Source organism: Pseudomonas sp. FP597 (assembly GCF_030687435.1).
Lineage (GTDB): Bacteria > Pseudomonadota > Gammaproteobacteria > Pseudomonadales > Pseudomonadaceae > Aquipseudomonas > Aquipseudomonas lactucae.
The window spans coordinates 6,426,847-6,443,093 of record NZ_CP117432.1 but is presented as its reverse complement, the minus strand read 5'-3'; the positions used below and the strand labels follow the sequence as shown (position 1 = coordinate 6,443,093).

Sequence of the window (16,247 nt, the reverse complement as noted above, 5' to 3'; positions counted from 1 at the left end):
CATGTTGCACAGGTGTAATGACAGTGGCTAGCGACATAATGTTTCGGGCTTTTGCGTAAGACCTAATCCGAAGGGGCTGTAGGACTAGTTACAGATGTAGGTCCGCACTTGTCTAAAACAAGGGCGGGCCGACAATCTTCATGTTACGCAGTGTTTCATTGTGGCGAGGGAGCTTGCTCCCGCTGGGCTGCGTAGCAGCCCCAAAAAACGGGCGCTCTGCGCACGCCAGCGGGAGCAAGCTCCCTCGCCACAGATGATCAGCTCAGACAGCTTCGAGCTTTGCGTAACCCATCATCAGCCACTTGCTGCCTTCGGCGAAGTTCACCTGTACGCGGGCCTGGGCACCGGCACCTTCGAAGTTGAGGATCACGCCTTCACCGAAGATCGCATGCTTGACCTGCTGGCCAAGGCTGAACGGGGTTTCCGGAATCTCGGAACCGGCGAACAGGGTGCTGGAGTTCTGCTGCTGGCCGCCGCCGAACGGGCGACTGACGCTGTTGGAGAGACGCACTTCCTGGATCAGACCCTTAGGCACTTCACGTACGAAACGCGACACCTTATTGTAGGTCTCGCTGCCGTACAGGCGTCGGGTCTCGGCATAGGTCATCACCAGGTTCTGCATCGCACGGGTGATCCCAACGTAGGCCAGGCGGCGTTCTTCCTCAAGGCGGCCGGGCTCCTCCAGGCTCATCTTGTGCGGGAACAGGCCTTCTTCCATGCCCACCAGGAACACATACGGAAACTCCAGGCCCTTGGCGCTGTGCAAGGTCATCAACTGGATGCTGTCTTCATGCTCGTCGGCCTGAGTGTCACCGGCCTCCAGTGATGCGTGGCCGAGGAACGCGGCGAGGGGAGTCAGCTCTTCGTCTTCCTCGGTGTTTTCGAACGCACGGGCGGCGCTGACCAGTTCCTCGAGGTTTTCTACCCGAGCCTGGCCCTTCTCGCCTTTTTCCGCTTCGTGATAGGCGATCAGCCCGGACTGCTCGATTACCGTCTGGGTCATCAAGTGCAGCGGCATATCCGCACATTTGGCGGCGAGGTTCTCGATCAGCTCGACAAACACGCCCAACGCACCGGCAGCGCGACCGGTCAGGCCTTTATTGGCGATCAGCAGGCGCATGGACTCCCACATCGACACATCGGCGTGGCGCGCATGGTCGCGGATCGCTTCAACGGTTTTCTCGCCGATGCCACGGGCCGGGATATTGATCACCCGCTCCAGCGCCGCATCGTTGCCACGGCCTTCCAGCAGACGCAGGTACGCCATGGCGTTCTTGATTTCAGCCCGCTCGAAGAAGCGCTGGCCGCCATAGATGCGGTAGGGGATGCGTTCGCGCAGCAGGGCTTCTTCCAATACACGCGATTGGGCGTTGGAGCGGTACAGAATCGCGATATCGCTGCGTGCCAGGCCGGTCTTCAGGGCGCTTTCGATGGTTTCCACCACATAGCGCGCTTCGTCGTGCTCGTTGAAGGCGGCGTAGAGGTTGATCGCTTCGCCTTCGCCGCCGTCGGTCCACAGCTCTTTGCCCAGGCGCCCGGTGTTGTTGGCGATCAAGGCGTTGGCGGCCTTGAGGATGCCGGCGGTGGAGCGGTAGTTCTGCTCCAGGCGTATGGTGACCGCGTCCGGGAAATCTTCGGAATACTGGTAGATGTTCTCGATTTTCGCGCCGCGCCAGCCGTAGATCGACTGGTCGTCGTCGCCCACCACCATCAGGCTGTCGCCGCCTTTGGCCAGCAGGCGCAACCAGGCGTATTGCACGGCGTTGGTGTCCTGGAACTCGTCCACCAGAATGTGGCGAAAGCGCTTCTGGTAATGGGCCAGCAAGCCTGGGTTGTCGCGCCACAGGTCGAGGGCGCGCAACAGCAGCTCGGAGAAGTCGATCACCCCGGCGCGTACGCAGGCGGCCTCGTAGGCTTCATAAATGCTGCGCATGGTCGCCAGGAACAAATCGCCGCTGGCCTGGATATGTTGCGGGCGCAGGCCCTCGTCTTTCTGGCCGTTGATAAACCACTGGGCCTGGCGCGCCGGCCAGCGTTGTTCGTCGAGGCCCAGTTCGCGGATGACTCGCTTGACCAGGCGTTGCTGGTCATCGCTGTCCAGAATCTGGAAGGTCTGGGCCAGGCCTGCTTCCTGCCAATGCGCCCGCAACAGGCGGTGCGCCAGGCCGTGGAAGGTGCCCACCCACATGCCGGCCGGGCTGATGCCCATCAACTGCTCGATACGGTGACGCATCTCGGCAGCGGCCTTGTTGGTGAAGGTCACCGACAGGATCGAATGCGGGGACGCGTTCTCGACCTGGATCAACCAGGCGATACGGTGCACCAGCACTCGGGTTTTACCGGAGCCAGCACCGGCCAGGACCAACTGACGGCCAACGGGGGCTGCTACGGCCTGGCGTTGGGCATCGTTGAGGGAGTTCAGCAAAAGAGAGAGATCATCGCGCATCGGCGCATTCTAGGGTGCCGGGGGGTGTCGGGCAAATCTCAATGCCGGATGGTCGATGCAAAATAGTCTCTGCGGTTCGGGCCGGGCAAACATTCTGCCTGGGGTGATGACCGGTCGGTCAGCCGCGCAGCCCGCACGGTGTCTCGCTCAAGCCCTCTGGGCCCGAGGTTTGCGGAGGATGACCGGGTAGTTTTTATGACCTGGAGCAGTTTGGCCCGAGCCTTTGCTTGTGTATGCTCCGTCGACGTTTCGGGCTCACCATTATAAGAACACTGCCTATGACCCTTAGCTCCGATCTGATGGGCCTCTCGATATCGCCCGCGCAGGTCATCCGCAAACACTACGCCACCGAGATCGCGGTCGAACGTACACGCCTGCTGTATCAGGGTTCTTTGCTGCCTACCTTGTTAATGCTGGTCAATGGTCTGGTCTGCGTCTGGCTGCTGTGGAACCCCAGGCAAGTGCTGCTGGACAGCATCTGGCTGGTCTGGCTGCTGGCGTTGGTTGCCCTGCGTGTGATCCAGGTGGCGGCTTTCGATTCGGCCATGCCCAGCCGCCAGGCCCACCCGGTGTGGCGGCGCATGTTCATGCTCGGTTCGGCGGTGAGCGGCTTGACCCTGGCCGCTGCCGCCATCGCCCTGGCACCGGTGAACAGCTTCATGCAGCAAGCCTGGGTATTTGGCCTGATCGGCGCTGCCACCTTGTCGGCCAGTGTGGCCTACGCCGTGAGCCTGCCGGCGTTTCTATCCTTTGCCGTGCCGTGCCTGGTGCCGTCCATCGTGTATCTATTGTGGGATGGCAACCCGCAGCAACAAGGCTGGGGCGTGCTCGGTCTGATCCTGCTGGTGTCGCTGAACCTGGTGGCATGGCAGATCAACCGGCTGATCCAGCGCGAATTATTACGGCGTTTCCAGAATCAGGCGCTGATCGAGCATCTGCAAGAGGCGCAGCAGCGCAGCGAGCAGTTAAACCAGGACCTGATGCGTGAAGTCGAGCAGCGTCGTCAAGTCGAGGAGGAACTGCGCGAAGCGCAACTCGGCCTGCAGGACCGCGTGGCCCAACGCAGTCAGGAACTGGACGCCGCCAGCCTGGCCCTGAACAAAAGCGAAGCGCGCCTGGTCATGGCCCTGCAAGCCAGTGAACTGGGTCTGTGGGACTGGAACCTGCAAACCGATGAAGTCCATCACACGCAGCTAAAAGAGCTGTTCGGCCTGGAGCCCGAGTACGTCACGGCCATGCTCGGTCATCTCAAGCCACGCCTGCACCCCGACGACTTGCCGCTGCTCAAGCGCGCCCTGGTGGAGCACCTCAAGGGCCGTACCGAGGATTATCAGGTGGAGTACCGCGTGCGCCATGGTGCTGGCCACTGGGTGTGGATCGAGGATCGCGGCCGCGCCGTGGAGCGTGCGCCGAACGGGCGCGTGATCCGCATGCTCGGCACTCGCCGCGATATCAGTGCTGGCAAAGTGCTTGAAGAACAGCAGCGGCTGGCATCGACGGTGTTCGAAGCCGCCAGCGAGGGCATCGTGATCCTCGATCCGGACTACGTCCTGCTTGCCGTCAACCAGGCGTTCAGCCGCGTCACCGGTTTTGAAATCGATGACATGCTGGGTCGCAACGTGGTGGAACTGCCCAGCAGCCGCGATGCGCGCCGTCACTTCCCAGTGATCCGCCAGGCGTTGCTCAGCCACGGCACGTGGCAGGGCGAGTTGGTGGAAACGCGCAAGAACGGCGAGCTGTACCCGCAATGGCTACAGCTGAATGCCGTGCGCGATCTACGGGGAAAAGTCAGTCATATCGTGGGTTTCTTCGCCGATTTGTCGGCGCGGCGCGAGTCCGAGGAGCGCATGCGCTACCTCACCCATTACGATGAATTGACCGGCCTGGCCAACCGCTCGCTGTTCCGCGAACGGTTGCGCGAGGCGCATCAGCGTGTGCGCCAGGGCGGGCGCAGCCTTGCGCTGCTGCACATCAACCTTGATCGCTTCAAACTGCTCAACGACAGCCTGGGTCATGAAGTCGCCGACCAGTTGTTGCAAAAGATGGCTCGTCGGCTGATCAACGCTTTGCCTGAAGCGGACACCATTGCGCGCCTGTCCGGCGATGAGTTTGCGGTGCTGTTCGACGCCTACGGCAACCTGTCGAGCCTGGCGCGGGTGGCTACGCGGCTGCTGGCCAAGCTACGGGTGCCGGTGGCGGTGGAAGGCCATGAGCTGGTAGTCAGTGCTTCGATGGGCGTAAGCCTGCTGCCGGACAATGCGCGGGAAATTTCTGCGTTGGTCAGCCAGTCGAACATGGCCATGCAGCACGCCAAGCACCTGGGCGGCAATAACTTCCAGTTCTACACCGACAGCCTGCAAGCCAGCACCCTGGAGCGCCTGCAGCTGGAAAACCACCTGCGCAAAGCCATCGACGAGCGTCAGCTCACCGTGTTCTATCAGCCCAAACTGTGCCTGGCCACCGGCAAGCTCAATGCGGTCGAAGCGTTGATCCGTTGGGAGCACCCGCAGTGGGGCATGGTGCCACCCGCCGACTTTATCGGTCTGGCCGAAGAAACCGGCCTGATCGTGCCGCTGGGCGAATTTGTCTTGCGTGAAGCGTGCTGGCAGGCGTGCGAATGGCAGCGCCAGGGGCTGGCACCGATTCGCGTGTCAGTGAACCTGTCGGTGCATCAGTTGCGCCAGGGCAAGCTGGTCAGCCTGGTGCGCCAAGTGCTGGAAGAAACCGGCCTGGACCCGCAATATCTTGAGTTGGAATTGACCGAAAGCCAGTTGCTCGACAGCGTCGAACACATCATTGCGACGTTCCAGCAGCTGCGGGATCTGGGCGTGAAGCTGGCCATCGACGACTTCGGCACCGGCTATTCGTCCCTCAGCTACCTCAAGCGCATCCCGGTGGACTACGTAAAGATCGATCAAGCCTTCATCCGTGGTCTCGGCCAAGGTCGCGAAGATGCCGCCATCACCCGAGCGATCATCGCCATGGCTCACGGTTTGTCGCTCAAGGTCGTGGCCGAAGGCGTGGAAGATCAGCAGCAACTGGACTTCCTGCGGGTGGAGCGCTGTGACGAAGTGCAAGGCTACTTGATCAGCCGGCCGATGCAGGCCGACGGGTTGGCGGATTTGTTACGCAAAAACGTGGATTTTTCCTAGAGACGCCAAGGGCGCCGTTGTGGCTACAAACCGCCTGCCCTTTGAATCAGAGGGCAGCAGGGCGATTTAGTGATGCGTCGGACGGGCAAAACGGTAATTCTTGTAGTATAACTACAAGCTTGCTACATCCCTGGCCCTGCCAATAACAAGAGTCCTGCCCTTTGAACCTGTTGCAACATATCGCCCAGTCGCGCCACCTGTTACGCAAATCGGAACTCAAGGTTGCCGATCACGTGCTGCTTGACCCTGCGGCTGTGATGCACAGTTCCATGGCCGATCTGGCCCACAGTGTGGGCATCAGCGAGCCGACCATCGTGCGTTTCTGCCGTGCCATCGGTTGCTCCGGTTTCCAGGACTTGAAACTCAAGCTGGCCCAGAGCCTGGCCGCCGGCGCCAGCTTCGGCCAGTTTGCGATTCACGAAGACGACTCCGTCGCCGATTACAGCCTGAAAATTTTCGACACTACGTTGCACACCCTGATGGAAGTGCGTGAAAAGCTCGATCCGGTGGAGCTGCAAAAGGCCGTGACCGCCATGTCCCAGGCCCAGCGTGTCGAGTTCTATGGCTTCGGTGCGTCCGGCGCCGTGGCGGCCGATGCCCAGCACAAATTCTTCCGCTTGCTGCTCACGGCGGCGGCCTATAGCGACCCGCACATGCAGGCGATGTCGGCAGTGACCTTGAAGCCGACCGACGTGGCGATCTGCATTTCTCAGTCCGGTCGCTCCAAGGACCTGCTGATCACCGCCAACCTGGTGCGTGAGAGCGGTGCGTCGTTGATCACCCTGTGCCCGAGCCAGACGCCGTTGGCCGAGCTGTCCACGGTCAACCTGGCGATCGATGTGCACGAAGACACCGAGATCTACACACCGCTGACCTCGCGCATCGCCCACCTGGTGGTGATCGACGTGTTGGCGATGGGTGTGGCCATGGCGCGCGGGCCAAGCCTGGTCAACCACCTCAAGAGCGTGAAGCGCAGTTTGCGCAGCCTGCGGTTGTCGCCAAAATCGGTCAAAGCCCTGGACGACTGAAACTGTACACAGATCCAAATGTGGGAGGGGGCTCTCCTGCGTGTCCAGAATCTTCATCGGGCTGTCATCGTCGCGTCATCCCCCACGGCCATCCTGTACTCCCGTAATCGCATTGGGAGACTCCAAATGGCCCGGCCCTACGAAGACAGCAACAGCTGCGTCAAAACCCGTCGTCAGCAGGAAGACCAGCGCCGCATGGCGTTCCGTCGCGCAATCGAAGACCGCTGCGATCAGCGCCAGCTGCTCCAGAGCATCAGTGACTACCCGGAACTGCACTGGCAGGCACCCGCGGCTGCCCAGCGAAGCGCTCAGCCAGCGCGCTGATCTGCACCCGTTCGCTGCGGATAAAGCCCAGGAACGCATGGGCCACCGGTGATAGGCGCTTGGCCTTGGCCTGCACCAGGCACCAACTGCGGTACAGCGGCAGCTCTTCCACCGGCAGCTCCTTGAGCCCGCCGGTGGCCAGTTCCAGGTTCAGGGCGTGGCGCGTCAACAACGCCACGCCCAGCCCCGCGCATACGCATTCACGCTGCGCCTCGGCCGAGGCCACTTCCAGCGTCTGGGTGAAGTGCACGCGTTTTTCCTTGAAGTATTCCTCACACGCCAGCCGCGTGCCGGAGCCCGGTTCGCGGATGAGCAGGGTGTAGGGTTCCAGATCCTGCAGGCGCAGCGGCCCTTGCAGGCTCAAGGGATGATCCGGCAGCGCCACGGCAACGATGGGGTTGTTGAGAAACGGCAGGAACTCCAGGCCCATGTCCTGGGGCACCATGGACATGATCACCAGGTCGTCGCGGTTGTCGGAAAGGCGACGAATGACTTGGGCGCGGTTGACCACGGTCAGATGCAGTTGCACGTCGGGGTGTTGGCGCTTGAACGCGGCAAACAAATGCGGGACGAAGTACTTCGCGCTGGATTCAATCGCCAGCTTGAGCTGGCCTTGCAATGAGCCCTGCATGTCCGACAACTGCATATCGAGGTTTTCCAGGCGGCCGAAGATGTCGCGACTGGCGCGCTGCAGGGCTTCGGCGGCCTCGGTCATGTAGAGTTTTTTGCCGACGTAATCGAACAGTGGCTGGCCGATCAGCTCTTCCAACTGACGAATTTGTAGGCTAACGGCCGGTTGTGTGAGCGACATTTCTTCGGCCGCGCGGCTGTACGAGCGCAAATCGCACACTTCATTAAAGATCTGCAGTTGACGCAATGTCATGCGCATCAATGACTTACGCATTATTTTCCTACTTCCGTGCCAGACTGATGGGCCAACTATAAGTCTTTACTTATGCCCGACCCAATAATTATTGATTTTTGTTAATCCATCAGCGGACTTAGTGTGTGTCTCGCGACTGTCATGAAACATTTAGTCACGCGCCGACCCGGCTCCAAGCGGGTCGAAGAACGCAGCAATCGGCTCAAGGGAATTTCCAAGTGATAAAAAAGATCCTGATCGCCAACCGTGGTGAGATTGCCGTACGAATCGTGCGTGCCTGCGCCGAGATGGGCATTCGCTCGGTCGCGGTGTATTCCGACGCCGACCGTCATGCGTTGCACGTCAAGCGTGCCGACGAAGCCCACAGCATTGGCGCCGAGCCGTTGGCGGGCTACCTCAACCCGCGCAAGCTGGTGAACCTGGCCGTGGAAACCGGCTGTGATGCGCTGCATCCTGGCTATGGTTTCCTGTCCGAAAACGCGGAACTTGCGGACATCTGCGCCGAACGCGGAATCAAGTTCATCGGTCCGGCCGCTGAAGTGATCCGCCGCATGGGCGACAAGACCGAAGCGCGCCGCAGCATGATCAAGGCCGGCGTGCCGGTCACCCCTGGCACCGAAGGCAACGTCGCCGACATCGCCGAAGCCCTCACCGAAGGCGACCGTATCGGTTACCCGGTGATGCTCAAGGCCACCTCCGGTGGTGGCGGTCGCGGTATTCGTCGTTGCAACAGCCGCGAAGAACTCGAACAAGCCTTCCCTCGCGTGATCTCCGAAGCGACCAAGGCCTTCGGTTCGGCGGAAGTGTTCCTGGAAAAATGCATCGTCAATCCCAAGCACATCGAGGCGCAGATCCTCGGTGACAGCTTTGGCAATGTGGTGCACCTGTTCGAGCGCGATTGCTCGATCCAGCGCCGCAACCAGAAGCTTATCGAAATCGCCCCCAGCCCACAGCTGACCCCTGAACAGCGCGCCTACATCGGCGACCTGTCGGTGCGCGCCGCCAAGGCCGTGGGCTACGAGAACGCCGGCACCGTGGAGTTCCTGCTCGCCGAGGGCGAGGTGTACTTCATGGAGATGAACACCCGGGTGCAGGTGGAACACACCATCACCGAAGAAATCACCGGGATCGACATCGTTCGCGAGCAGATCCGCATCGCCTCGGGCCTGCCGCTGTCGGTAAAGCAGGAAGATATCCAGCACCGTGGCTTCGCGTTGCAGTTCCGTATCAACGCCGAAGACCCGAAGAACAACTTCCTCCCAAGCTTCGGCAAGATCACCCGTTACTACGCGCCCGGCGGACCCGGCGTGCGTACCGACACGGCGATCTACACCGGCTACACCATCCCACCGTTCTACGACTCCATGTGCCTCAAGTTGGTGGTGTGGGCGTTGACCTGGGAAGAAGCCATGGACCGCGGCCTGCGCGCCTTGGACGACATGCGCCTGCAAGGCGTGAAGACCACCGCCGCTTATTACCAGGAAATCCTGCGCAACCCGGAATTCCGCAGCGGCCAGTTCAACACCAGTTTCGTGGAAAGCCACCCTGAGCTGACCAACTACTCGATCAAGCGCAAACCCGAAGAGCTGGCCCTGGCCATCGCCGCCGCCATCGCCGCCCACGCAGGCCTGTGAGGAATATTCCAATGACTAAAAAGATCTTCGTAACCGATACCATCCTGCGCGACGCCCACCAATCGTTGCTGGCGACTCGCATGCGCACCGACGACATGCTGCCGATCTGCGACAAGCTCGACAAAGTCGGCTACTGGTCCCTGGAAGTCTGGGGCGGCGCGACTTTCGACGCCTGCGTACGCTTCCTCAAGGAAGATCCGTGGGAGCGCCTGCGCCAACTGCGCGCCGCGTTGCCCAACACCCGCCTGCAAATGTTGCTGCGCGGCCAGAACCTGTTGGGCTACCGCCATTACAGCGACGACGTGGTCAAAGCGTTCGTCGCCAAGGCCGCCGTGAATGGCATCGACGTATTCCGCATTTTCGATGCAATGAATGACGTGCGTAACCTGCGCGTGGCCATCGAAGCGGTCAAGGCTGCCGGCAAACATGCCCAGGGCACCATCGCCTACACCACCAGCCCGGTTCACACCGTCGAGGCTTTCGTGGCCCAGGCCAAGCAACTGGAATCCATGGGCTGCGACTCGATTGCGATCAAGGACATGGCCGGCCTGCTGACCCCGTACGCCACCGGCGAACTGGTCAAGGCGCTGAAAGCCGAGCAGAACCTGCCGATCTTCATCCACTCCCACGACACCGCAGGTTTAGCTGCGATGTGCCAACTCAAGGCCATCGAAAACGGTGCCGACCACATCGACACCGCGATCTCCAGCTTCGCCTGGGGCACCAGCCACCCGGGCACCGAATCGATGGTCGCCGCGCTTAAAGGCAGCGAGTTCGACACCGGTCTCGATCTGGAACTGCTGCAAGAGATCGGCCTGTACTTCTACGCCGTGCGCAAGAAGTACCACCAGTTCGAAAGCGAATTCACCGCCGTCGACACGCGGGTGCAAGTTAATCAGGTGCCCGGCGGGATGATTTCCAACCTGGCCAACCAACTCAAGGAGCAGGGCGCCCTCAACCGCATGAGCGAAGTGCTCGCCGAAATTCCGCGCGTGCGTGAAGACCTCGGGTTTCCGCCACTGGTCACCCCGACCTCTCAGATCGTCGGCACCCAGGCGTTTTTCAACGTACTGGCCGGCGAGCGTTACAAGACCATCACCAACGAAGTGAAGCTTTACCTGCAAGGCGGCTACGGCAAAGCGCCGGGTACGGTGAACGAGAAACTGCGTCGCCAGGCCATCGGCAGCGAAGAGGTGATCGATGTACGCCCGGCTGACCTGCTCAAGCCGGAAATGACCAAGCTGCGCGGTGAAATCGGCGCGTTGGCCAAGTCCGAAGAAGACGTGCTGACCTACGCCATGTTCCCGGACATTGGCCGCAAGTTCCTCGAAGAACGCGACGCCGGCACCCTGGCGCCGGAAGTGCTGCTGCCGATCCCGGAGGCGGGCGGTGTCGCCCGTGCCGGCGGCGAAGGTGTGCCGACCGAGTTCGTGATCGATGTGCACGGCGAGAGCTACCGCGTGGACATCACCGGTGTCGGTGTGAAGGCCGAAGGCAAGCGTCACTTCTACCTGTCCATCGACGGCATGCCCGAAGAAGTGGTGTTCGAACCGCTCAACGAGTTTGTCAGCGGCGGCGGCAGCAAGCGCAAGCAGGCCACGGAGCCCGGCCATGTGAGCACGGCGATGCCGGGCAACATCGTTGACGTGCTGGTCAAGGAAGGCGACGTGGTCAAGGCCGGCCAGGCCGTGCTGATTACCGAAGCCATGAAGATGGAAACCGAAGTTCAGGCCTCCATTGCCGGCAAGGTGACTGCCGTGCACGTGGCCAAGGGCGACCGGGTCAACCCTGGCGAAATCCTGATCGAAATCGAAGGCTGATACCCAGCCTTCGACAGAACCGTTTAAACCTCGGGGGGCAGGTGCCCCCTTTTTTTTCGCCTGCGATTCAGGCCGGGTTAAAAGCTCATCCGCCATTGCCCCATCAGGCCTTGGTCACGGCTGTGGGTGCCGGCTTGGCCGCTGTAGGTCAGGCCGACGGTGTGCTGCGCCGACAAACCAAGGTCCAGGCCTGCTTGCAGGTCCAGGCTATTGCGGTCCAGCGAGGTGCCGTTGACCGTGAAGCTGTCAATGCCCACCGGCAGGGCCCGGCTCGACTGGCGTACTTGGCTGTCGACAGTGCCATACAGGTGTTTCCAGCCGGTACTCAGGTGCGGCCGCAGGCTCATGCGGTTATCGAACCGATACAGCGTAGCCAGGCGCAGGCCCAACGTGCTGCTCAGGTTTTGCTGGGTTTGCGAGCCGACGTTCAGTGCGGTCACGCCGCCGTTCTCCTTGTAGCGATCACGCTGATAACGCTGATAGCCGAGACCTGCGAAGGGCTCTACGTCGATGGCCTCGCTGCCCAATTGGTAACCCATTTCGGAGAACACCGTCTGGCTTTGGGCGTTGTAGTTGCCGACTAGCGATTGCTGGGTGTCGAGGATCTGCACGGTGCGTGTGTTCTGCCCGTCGTGGCGGCTGTAGATCGCCCCCAGGCGCAGGGCCAGCGGGCCGTCCTGGCGCACGGCATACCCACCCAGGTGCCAGCTGTCGAGATCGCCGGCAAAGCGTGAGGCATCGAAGCGGCTGGTGGTTTTTGCGCCCATGATCCCGACTCGCCAGGCGTGGTCGACGGCCCAATCGGCGCCCAGCAGCAGGCCACGGTTGCCATGCTTGAGGCCGTTGCTGCCGCCTTGTCCGTCGAGCGTGCCGTCATGGCCCACGCCTTGTACCCAGAAGTGTCCGTCTTCGTCGGTGGGCAGGCTGCGCAGTGTCGAAAGCAGCTGGTTGCCGAGCTGTTGGGTGGTGGCCTGGGTCGCCGCGGCCAGGTTGGCGTTCTGGCTGCCGGCCAGTTGCTCGAGCACCGCGCCCATGGCGCCAGGCTGCTGGACGATGGCGTCCCCCAAGGTTTGCAGGGCTTTGATTTGCTCTGAGGTCAGCTCGCCGGACTCCAGCGAGCGCTTCAACGCCGACTCCAGCACCTTGGCCACCTGCATTCCATTGTGCGAAGTGGCTTGCTGGCTGAGGTAACTTTCAATGCTCGGAACTTCCACGGGCGGGCTCGACCACTCGGCATCCAGCGCATCGTAGGACTGGAACCGATACGGCGCATATTCGATATCGCCGCGTGCATGGGCCGTTTGCAGGCCGGAAGCCAGCGTCAGGCTGATGGCAAGTATGATTCTAGGGGGTGTAAGGCGCATGAATTCCCAACCTCTTGTGAGTGAGGCCGGGAATTTAGCGAGGTGGCGGGATGAGAACTGTCAGCCCGGCGACCGCTGGTGTGCGGGAGTTGTCCTTGGTAACGCGCGATTTAAAACGCATCGTGGATGAGCTTCTCGGGAGATCGTTGTGGCGCCAACGCGGGGTCTTTCTGCCGCCAACTCATCGTAAAATGCATTTTAATGCATAAAATCCTTAGATGCTGTTAATTTTATGCACTATATTGCAGTCAAAGCTTCCTGAATCCTATCCAAGGTGCACTAACTTGCAGATGGAAACCCCCTACAGCCTGATGCTGCAGATCTTCGCCGATGGTCATTGGCATGACGCCATGCGCCTGGAGTTTTCCGAGCCGCAAAAGGGGTTTGACGGGCCTTGCAGGTTTCATTACCGGCAGGATTATCTGGTCGATAACCTGGACAGCATACAGTTGCCGTTTTCAGTGTCGGTCAGTGCACGTTACAGGCTGGATTGGAACGTTGCGATGCTCAAGTCAGCCCCGGCCTTCTTGCATGACATTGCCCCTGCCGGGGCGGCCAAGCGGTCCTTGATGAGGCGGTTTGGCCACGAAAAGCCGCAAGACATCAGTGCTGACCTGTTTCTATTGGGGCGCAGTACGCCGGCACCTGTTGGCAATATGCGCGTAAAGGAATCCGTGCCAACCCTGGGTGTTGGGAGGCCGGTTGGTTTTCCTCGTAATGAGGTGATCAGTCGCGATAGCAGCTTCCTGGAATATGCCTACGAACAAGGTGCTGCCATGGGCGGCGCGACAGGCGCAGGGGGCGAGGCTCCAAAGTTGTTGATGACCCAGAGCACAGATGGACTGCTGTATCCGGATGCCGTATTGAATGACGACGATGTCGCTCAGCATTGGTTTATCAAGTTCGCGCGCAACCAGGCCAGACAGACCGATCAGGACATCTTGAGAAGTGAATACCACTACTACAGGGCGCTGCAGGCACTGGGTATAGAAACGGTTGCCGCTCAAGGGCTGGCGTTGGAGGAAGCCGCCAAGCCCAGCCTGTGGATGCACCGCTTTGATCGAAAGGTCGGTAAGAACGGTGTGGAGCGGTTGGCGGTTGAATCAATCTACTCTCTGGCGGGCGTCACGATACCGGGCAGTTACATGGATCATCTGGAAGTGATCAGGCTGCTGGTAGAGCTATGGCGGTCAGTTGGGCAAGAAGAGCAGGTGCCTGATCTTGTCGCGCAATACCTGTGCCGCGACTTGTTGAACAAGGTGGTGGGCAACTCGGACAACCACGGACGAAATACTTCGATCATCCGCGAGCGTGACGCTCTGCGCCTGGCTCCAATTTATGACTTGGCCCCGATGGTCATGGATGACGAAGGTGTCACTCGAACCACCAAGTGGCCCAAAGACCTGGAGGTAGCGGGCGAAATTAACTGGAGGGGCGTGTGCGACGCGTTGATTGATGTGGTCGACCCTGAGCAGACCTTTGAGCGATTAAGGCAAGAAGCCGAGCGTCTGCGCGCGCTCCCGGACATCCTCGTGAGCAGCGGCTTGCCTGCCGCAACCTTGAATCATCCCGCTATCGCGCTCGGTAAATTGGACCTGCGCTTAAAACAATGGGGGCTCAGATGACGATTACGCTGGATGCGCGGGCTCTGCTGATCGAGAGCGTCGAACAAGGGCTGGCCGACGGCACACTGGAACTGGGAGACGCCGTACGCCGGCTGCGCACCGAGGTCACCGGCCTGCAACAGAGCCAGTTCGCCAGGATGTGCAAGATTTCAGTACGCACCCTGGTGCACATCGAGCATGGCGAGGGCAATCAGACCCTCAAATCCCTGAATGCAGTCTTTCGCCCCTTCGGCTTGCAGATGGGTGTGGTCAAGGTGCGGCGCGACAGGCCCTGACCTTCACCCGCGCCGCACATACCCCTTGCCATAGTGACGCTCCATGCGTGCCTGGATCAGTTCCAGGCCCAGGGACATCACCCAGTAAATGATCGCCGCCGTGGTGAGCATCTCGATATAGCGGTAGCTTGAGCGCCCGTAGGACTGCGCCAGGAACATCACTTCCCACACGCCCATCACCGAGATCAACGAAGAGTCCTTGAGCATCGAGATGAACTGGTTGGTGGCCGGCGGAATAATCGTGCGCATGGCCTGGGGCAGGGTGACGTGCCAGAAGATCGTACTGTCGCGCATGCCCAGCGCCAGGGCGGCTTCGCGCTGGCCGTGGGGCACGCCGAGGATACCGGCGCGGAAAATTTCGCTCAGGTAGGCGCCGTAGTTCAGCGACAGCGCGATGATCCCGGCGACGATGGCGCCCGGTACCAGGCCCAGTTGCGGCAGGCCCAGGTAGATCAGCAGGATCTGGATCAGCAGCGGCGTGCCGCGAAAGAACGAGGCGTAGAACGTGGCAATGCCAAACGCTACCGCGCTTTTCGACAGGCGCCCCAGGGCGGTGATAAAGCCCAGCACCGACGATGCGGCAATCGCGCACAGGCACAAGAACACGGTCAGCGCCGCGCCTTGCAGGAACCCATTGGGCGCCAGGTGCAGGCCGACCAGGTTGGGCAGCTTGTCGAGGATGATCGAGAACTTCAGGTCAAAGCTCAGGAAAAAACCGGCAAACAGGGCGAACAGCGCCGCCCAGGTCAGGTAAAGCCGTATGCGAAAGCTCATTGGCTGATATCGGCGCCGATCCATTTCTGCGACAGCATGCTCAAGGTGCCGTCCTGTTTCAGCTGGGCGAAGACTTCACGCACCTTGCTGTCCCATTGTGGGTCGCCTTTTTCGATGGCCACCGAGTTGGGTTCCGAGTACAGCGGCTCGCCGGCCAGCTTGAAGCGCTTGTCCTGACTCAGGCGCGGCTGGGCCGTGACCAGGTTGGTGAGGATCGCATCCAGGCGCACGCCGGCACCCAGGCCCAGGTCCTGGAACGCCACGTTGTCGGTGTCGTAGGGGGCTATCTGTACATTCTCGAACGGGTATCGCAGTTGCTTGTCTTCGGCGCCTTCGATTACCAGGTTCTTGTTCAGGTAGCTCTCATAGCTGGAGGCGCTGGTGAGGCCGACTTTCTTGCCGCTCAGGTCCGCAGCGTTGTGGATGCGATCGTCCGTGGCGTTGACCACGATCACCGCGGGGGAGGCGTAGTACTCCACCGGGAAATCAAACACCTCGGCGCGGGCCTTGCTCGGGGTCATCGAGCAGATGCAAATGTCGTAGCGCCCGCTCCAGCGGCCTGCGGCAATCACATCCCACGACGGCGTTTCCAGGCGCAGTTTCACGCCCAGCTTTTGCGCCACAGCCTTGGCCACGTCGACGTCGAAACCATCGAGTTGGTTCTGGTCGTTGAGGAAGGAAAACGGCGGATAGCTTTCCATCAGCACGCCGACCAGTTCTTTCTTTTGCTCGACACGATCCAGCGTGGCACCGCCAAAGGCTTGGGTAGAAGCAGCCAGCATCGTCAGGCCCAGGGCCAGTAGCGGTTTAAGTTTCAAAATCGACACCTGAATAAAAAAGAGGTTGTTATTAACCGGGTGGAACGCATTAAATAGTTATAAGAACGACTCTCATAGTGAGTTATTTTCATAAGCTTATGAGT

At 60.7% G+C, this 16,247-nt stretch carries 12 protein-coding genes; 7 read left to right on the top strand and 5 right to left on the bottom strand.

Features of this window, described 5'->3' with window-relative positions; genetic code table 11:
- Positions 1-262 precede the first annotated feature (262 nt).
- Complete coding sequence (gene uvrD, locus PSH66_RS29615; protein ID WP_003177009.1) at positions 263-2,446, bottom strand: DNA helicase II; 2,184 nt, start codon at positions 2,444-2,446, stop codon at positions 263-265.
- A gap of 278 nt (positions 2,447-2,724) precedes the next feature.
- Here uvrD and PSH66_RS29610 point away from each other — a divergent pair, with 278 nt between their 5' ends.
- From PSH66_RS29610 to PSH66_RS29600, 3 genes are all read left to right on the top strand, one after another.
- Positions 2,725-5,598 carry an EAL domain-containing protein gene (locus PSH66_RS29610; protein WP_042945508.1) on the top strand — a complete coding sequence of 958 codons (2,874 nt, stop codon included), beginning with the start codon at positions 2,725-2,727 and terminating at the stop codon, positions 5,596-5,598.
- A gap of 161 nt (positions 5,599-5,759) precedes the next feature.
- Positions 5,760-6,626: a transcriptional regulator HexR gene (gene hexR / locus PSH66_RS29605; protein WP_003177007.1), complete on the top strand. Its 867-nt coding sequence runs from the start codon at positions 5,760-5,762 to the stop codon at positions 6,624-6,626.
- 126 nt (positions 6,627-6,752) lie between these two features.
- Positions 6,753-6,950 (top strand): PA3496 family putative envelope integrity protein, encoded by a 198-nt coding sequence (locus PSH66_RS29600; RefSeq protein WP_078735289.1) that lies wholly within the window; start codon positions 6,753-6,755, stop codon positions 6,948-6,950.
- Here PSH66_RS29600 and PSH66_RS29595 read toward each other — a convergent pair.
- Positions 6,880-7,854, bottom strand: coding sequence for a LysR family transcriptional regulator (locus tag PSH66_RS29595; RefSeq protein ID WP_141062828.1), 975 nt, complete (start codon positions 7,852-7,854; stop codon positions 6,880-6,882). The genes PSH66_RS29600 and PSH66_RS29595 overlap by 71 nt on opposite strands.
- A gap of 197 nt (positions 7,855-8,051) precedes the next feature.
- On the opposite strand from PSH66_RS29595, the gene PSH66_RS29590 reads away from it, so the two are divergent.
- Both PSH66_RS29590 and oadA read left to right on the top strand, forming a co-directional pair.
- Positions 8,052-9,467 carry an acetyl-CoA carboxylase biotin carboxylase subunit gene (locus PSH66_RS29590; protein WP_010565910.1) on the top strand — a complete coding sequence of 472 codons (1,416 nt, stop codon included), beginning with the start codon at positions 8,052-8,054 and terminating at the stop codon, positions 9,465-9,467.
- 11 nt (positions 9,468-9,478) lie between these two features.
- Positions 9,479-11,287, top strand: a complete 1,809-nt coding sequence (oadA, locus tag PSH66_RS29585) for a sodium-extruding oxaloacetate decarboxylase subunit alpha (RefSeq protein WP_003177003.1) — start codon at positions 9,479-9,481, stop codon at positions 11,285-11,287.
- A gap of 77 nt (positions 11,288-11,364) precedes the next feature.
- Here oadA and PSH66_RS29580 read toward each other — a convergent pair whose 3' ends face one another.
- Positions 11,365-12,651, bottom strand: coding sequence for an autotransporter domain-containing protein (locus tag PSH66_RS29580; protein ID WP_305428117.1), 1,287 nt, complete (start codon positions 12,649-12,651; stop codon positions 11,365-11,367).
- A 290-nt stretch (positions 12,652-12,941) separates the two neighbouring features.
- Between PSH66_RS29580 and PSH66_RS29575 the strand changes: the two genes are divergently transcribed.
- Positions 12,942-14,276: a type II toxin-antitoxin system HipA family toxin gene (locus PSH66_RS29575; protein ID WP_305429671.1), complete on the top strand. Its 1,335-nt coding sequence runs from the start codon at positions 12,942-12,944 to the stop codon at positions 14,274-14,276.
- The gene (locus PSH66_RS29570; RefSeq protein ID WP_003176999.1) at positions 14,273-14,551 is read left to right on the top strand and encodes a helix-turn-helix domain-containing protein; all 279 of its coding nucleotides are present in this window, start codon (positions 14,273-14,275) and stop codon (positions 14,549-14,551) included. Before PSH66_RS29575 ends, PSH66_RS29570 begins: the two co-directional genes overlap by 4 nt.
- A 3-nt stretch (positions 14,552-14,554) precedes the next feature.
- Here PSH66_RS29570 and PSH66_RS29565 read toward each other — a convergent pair whose 3' ends face one another.
- Both PSH66_RS29565 and PSH66_RS29560 read right to left on the bottom strand, forming a co-directional pair.
- Positions 14,555-15,325: an amino acid ABC transporter permease gene (locus PSH66_RS29565; RefSeq protein ID WP_305428116.1), complete on the bottom strand. Its 771-nt coding sequence runs from the start codon at positions 15,323-15,325 to the stop codon at positions 14,555-14,557.
- Positions 15,322-16,143 carry an ABC transporter substrate-binding protein gene (locus PSH66_RS29560; protein WP_003176997.1) on the bottom strand — a complete coding sequence of 274 codons (822 nt, stop codon included), beginning with the start codon at positions 16,141-16,143 and terminating at the stop codon, positions 15,322-15,324. The genes PSH66_RS29565 and PSH66_RS29560 overlap by 4 nt, the downstream gene beginning before the upstream one ends.
- Between the last annotated feature and the right edge of the window lie 104 nt (positions 16,144-16,247).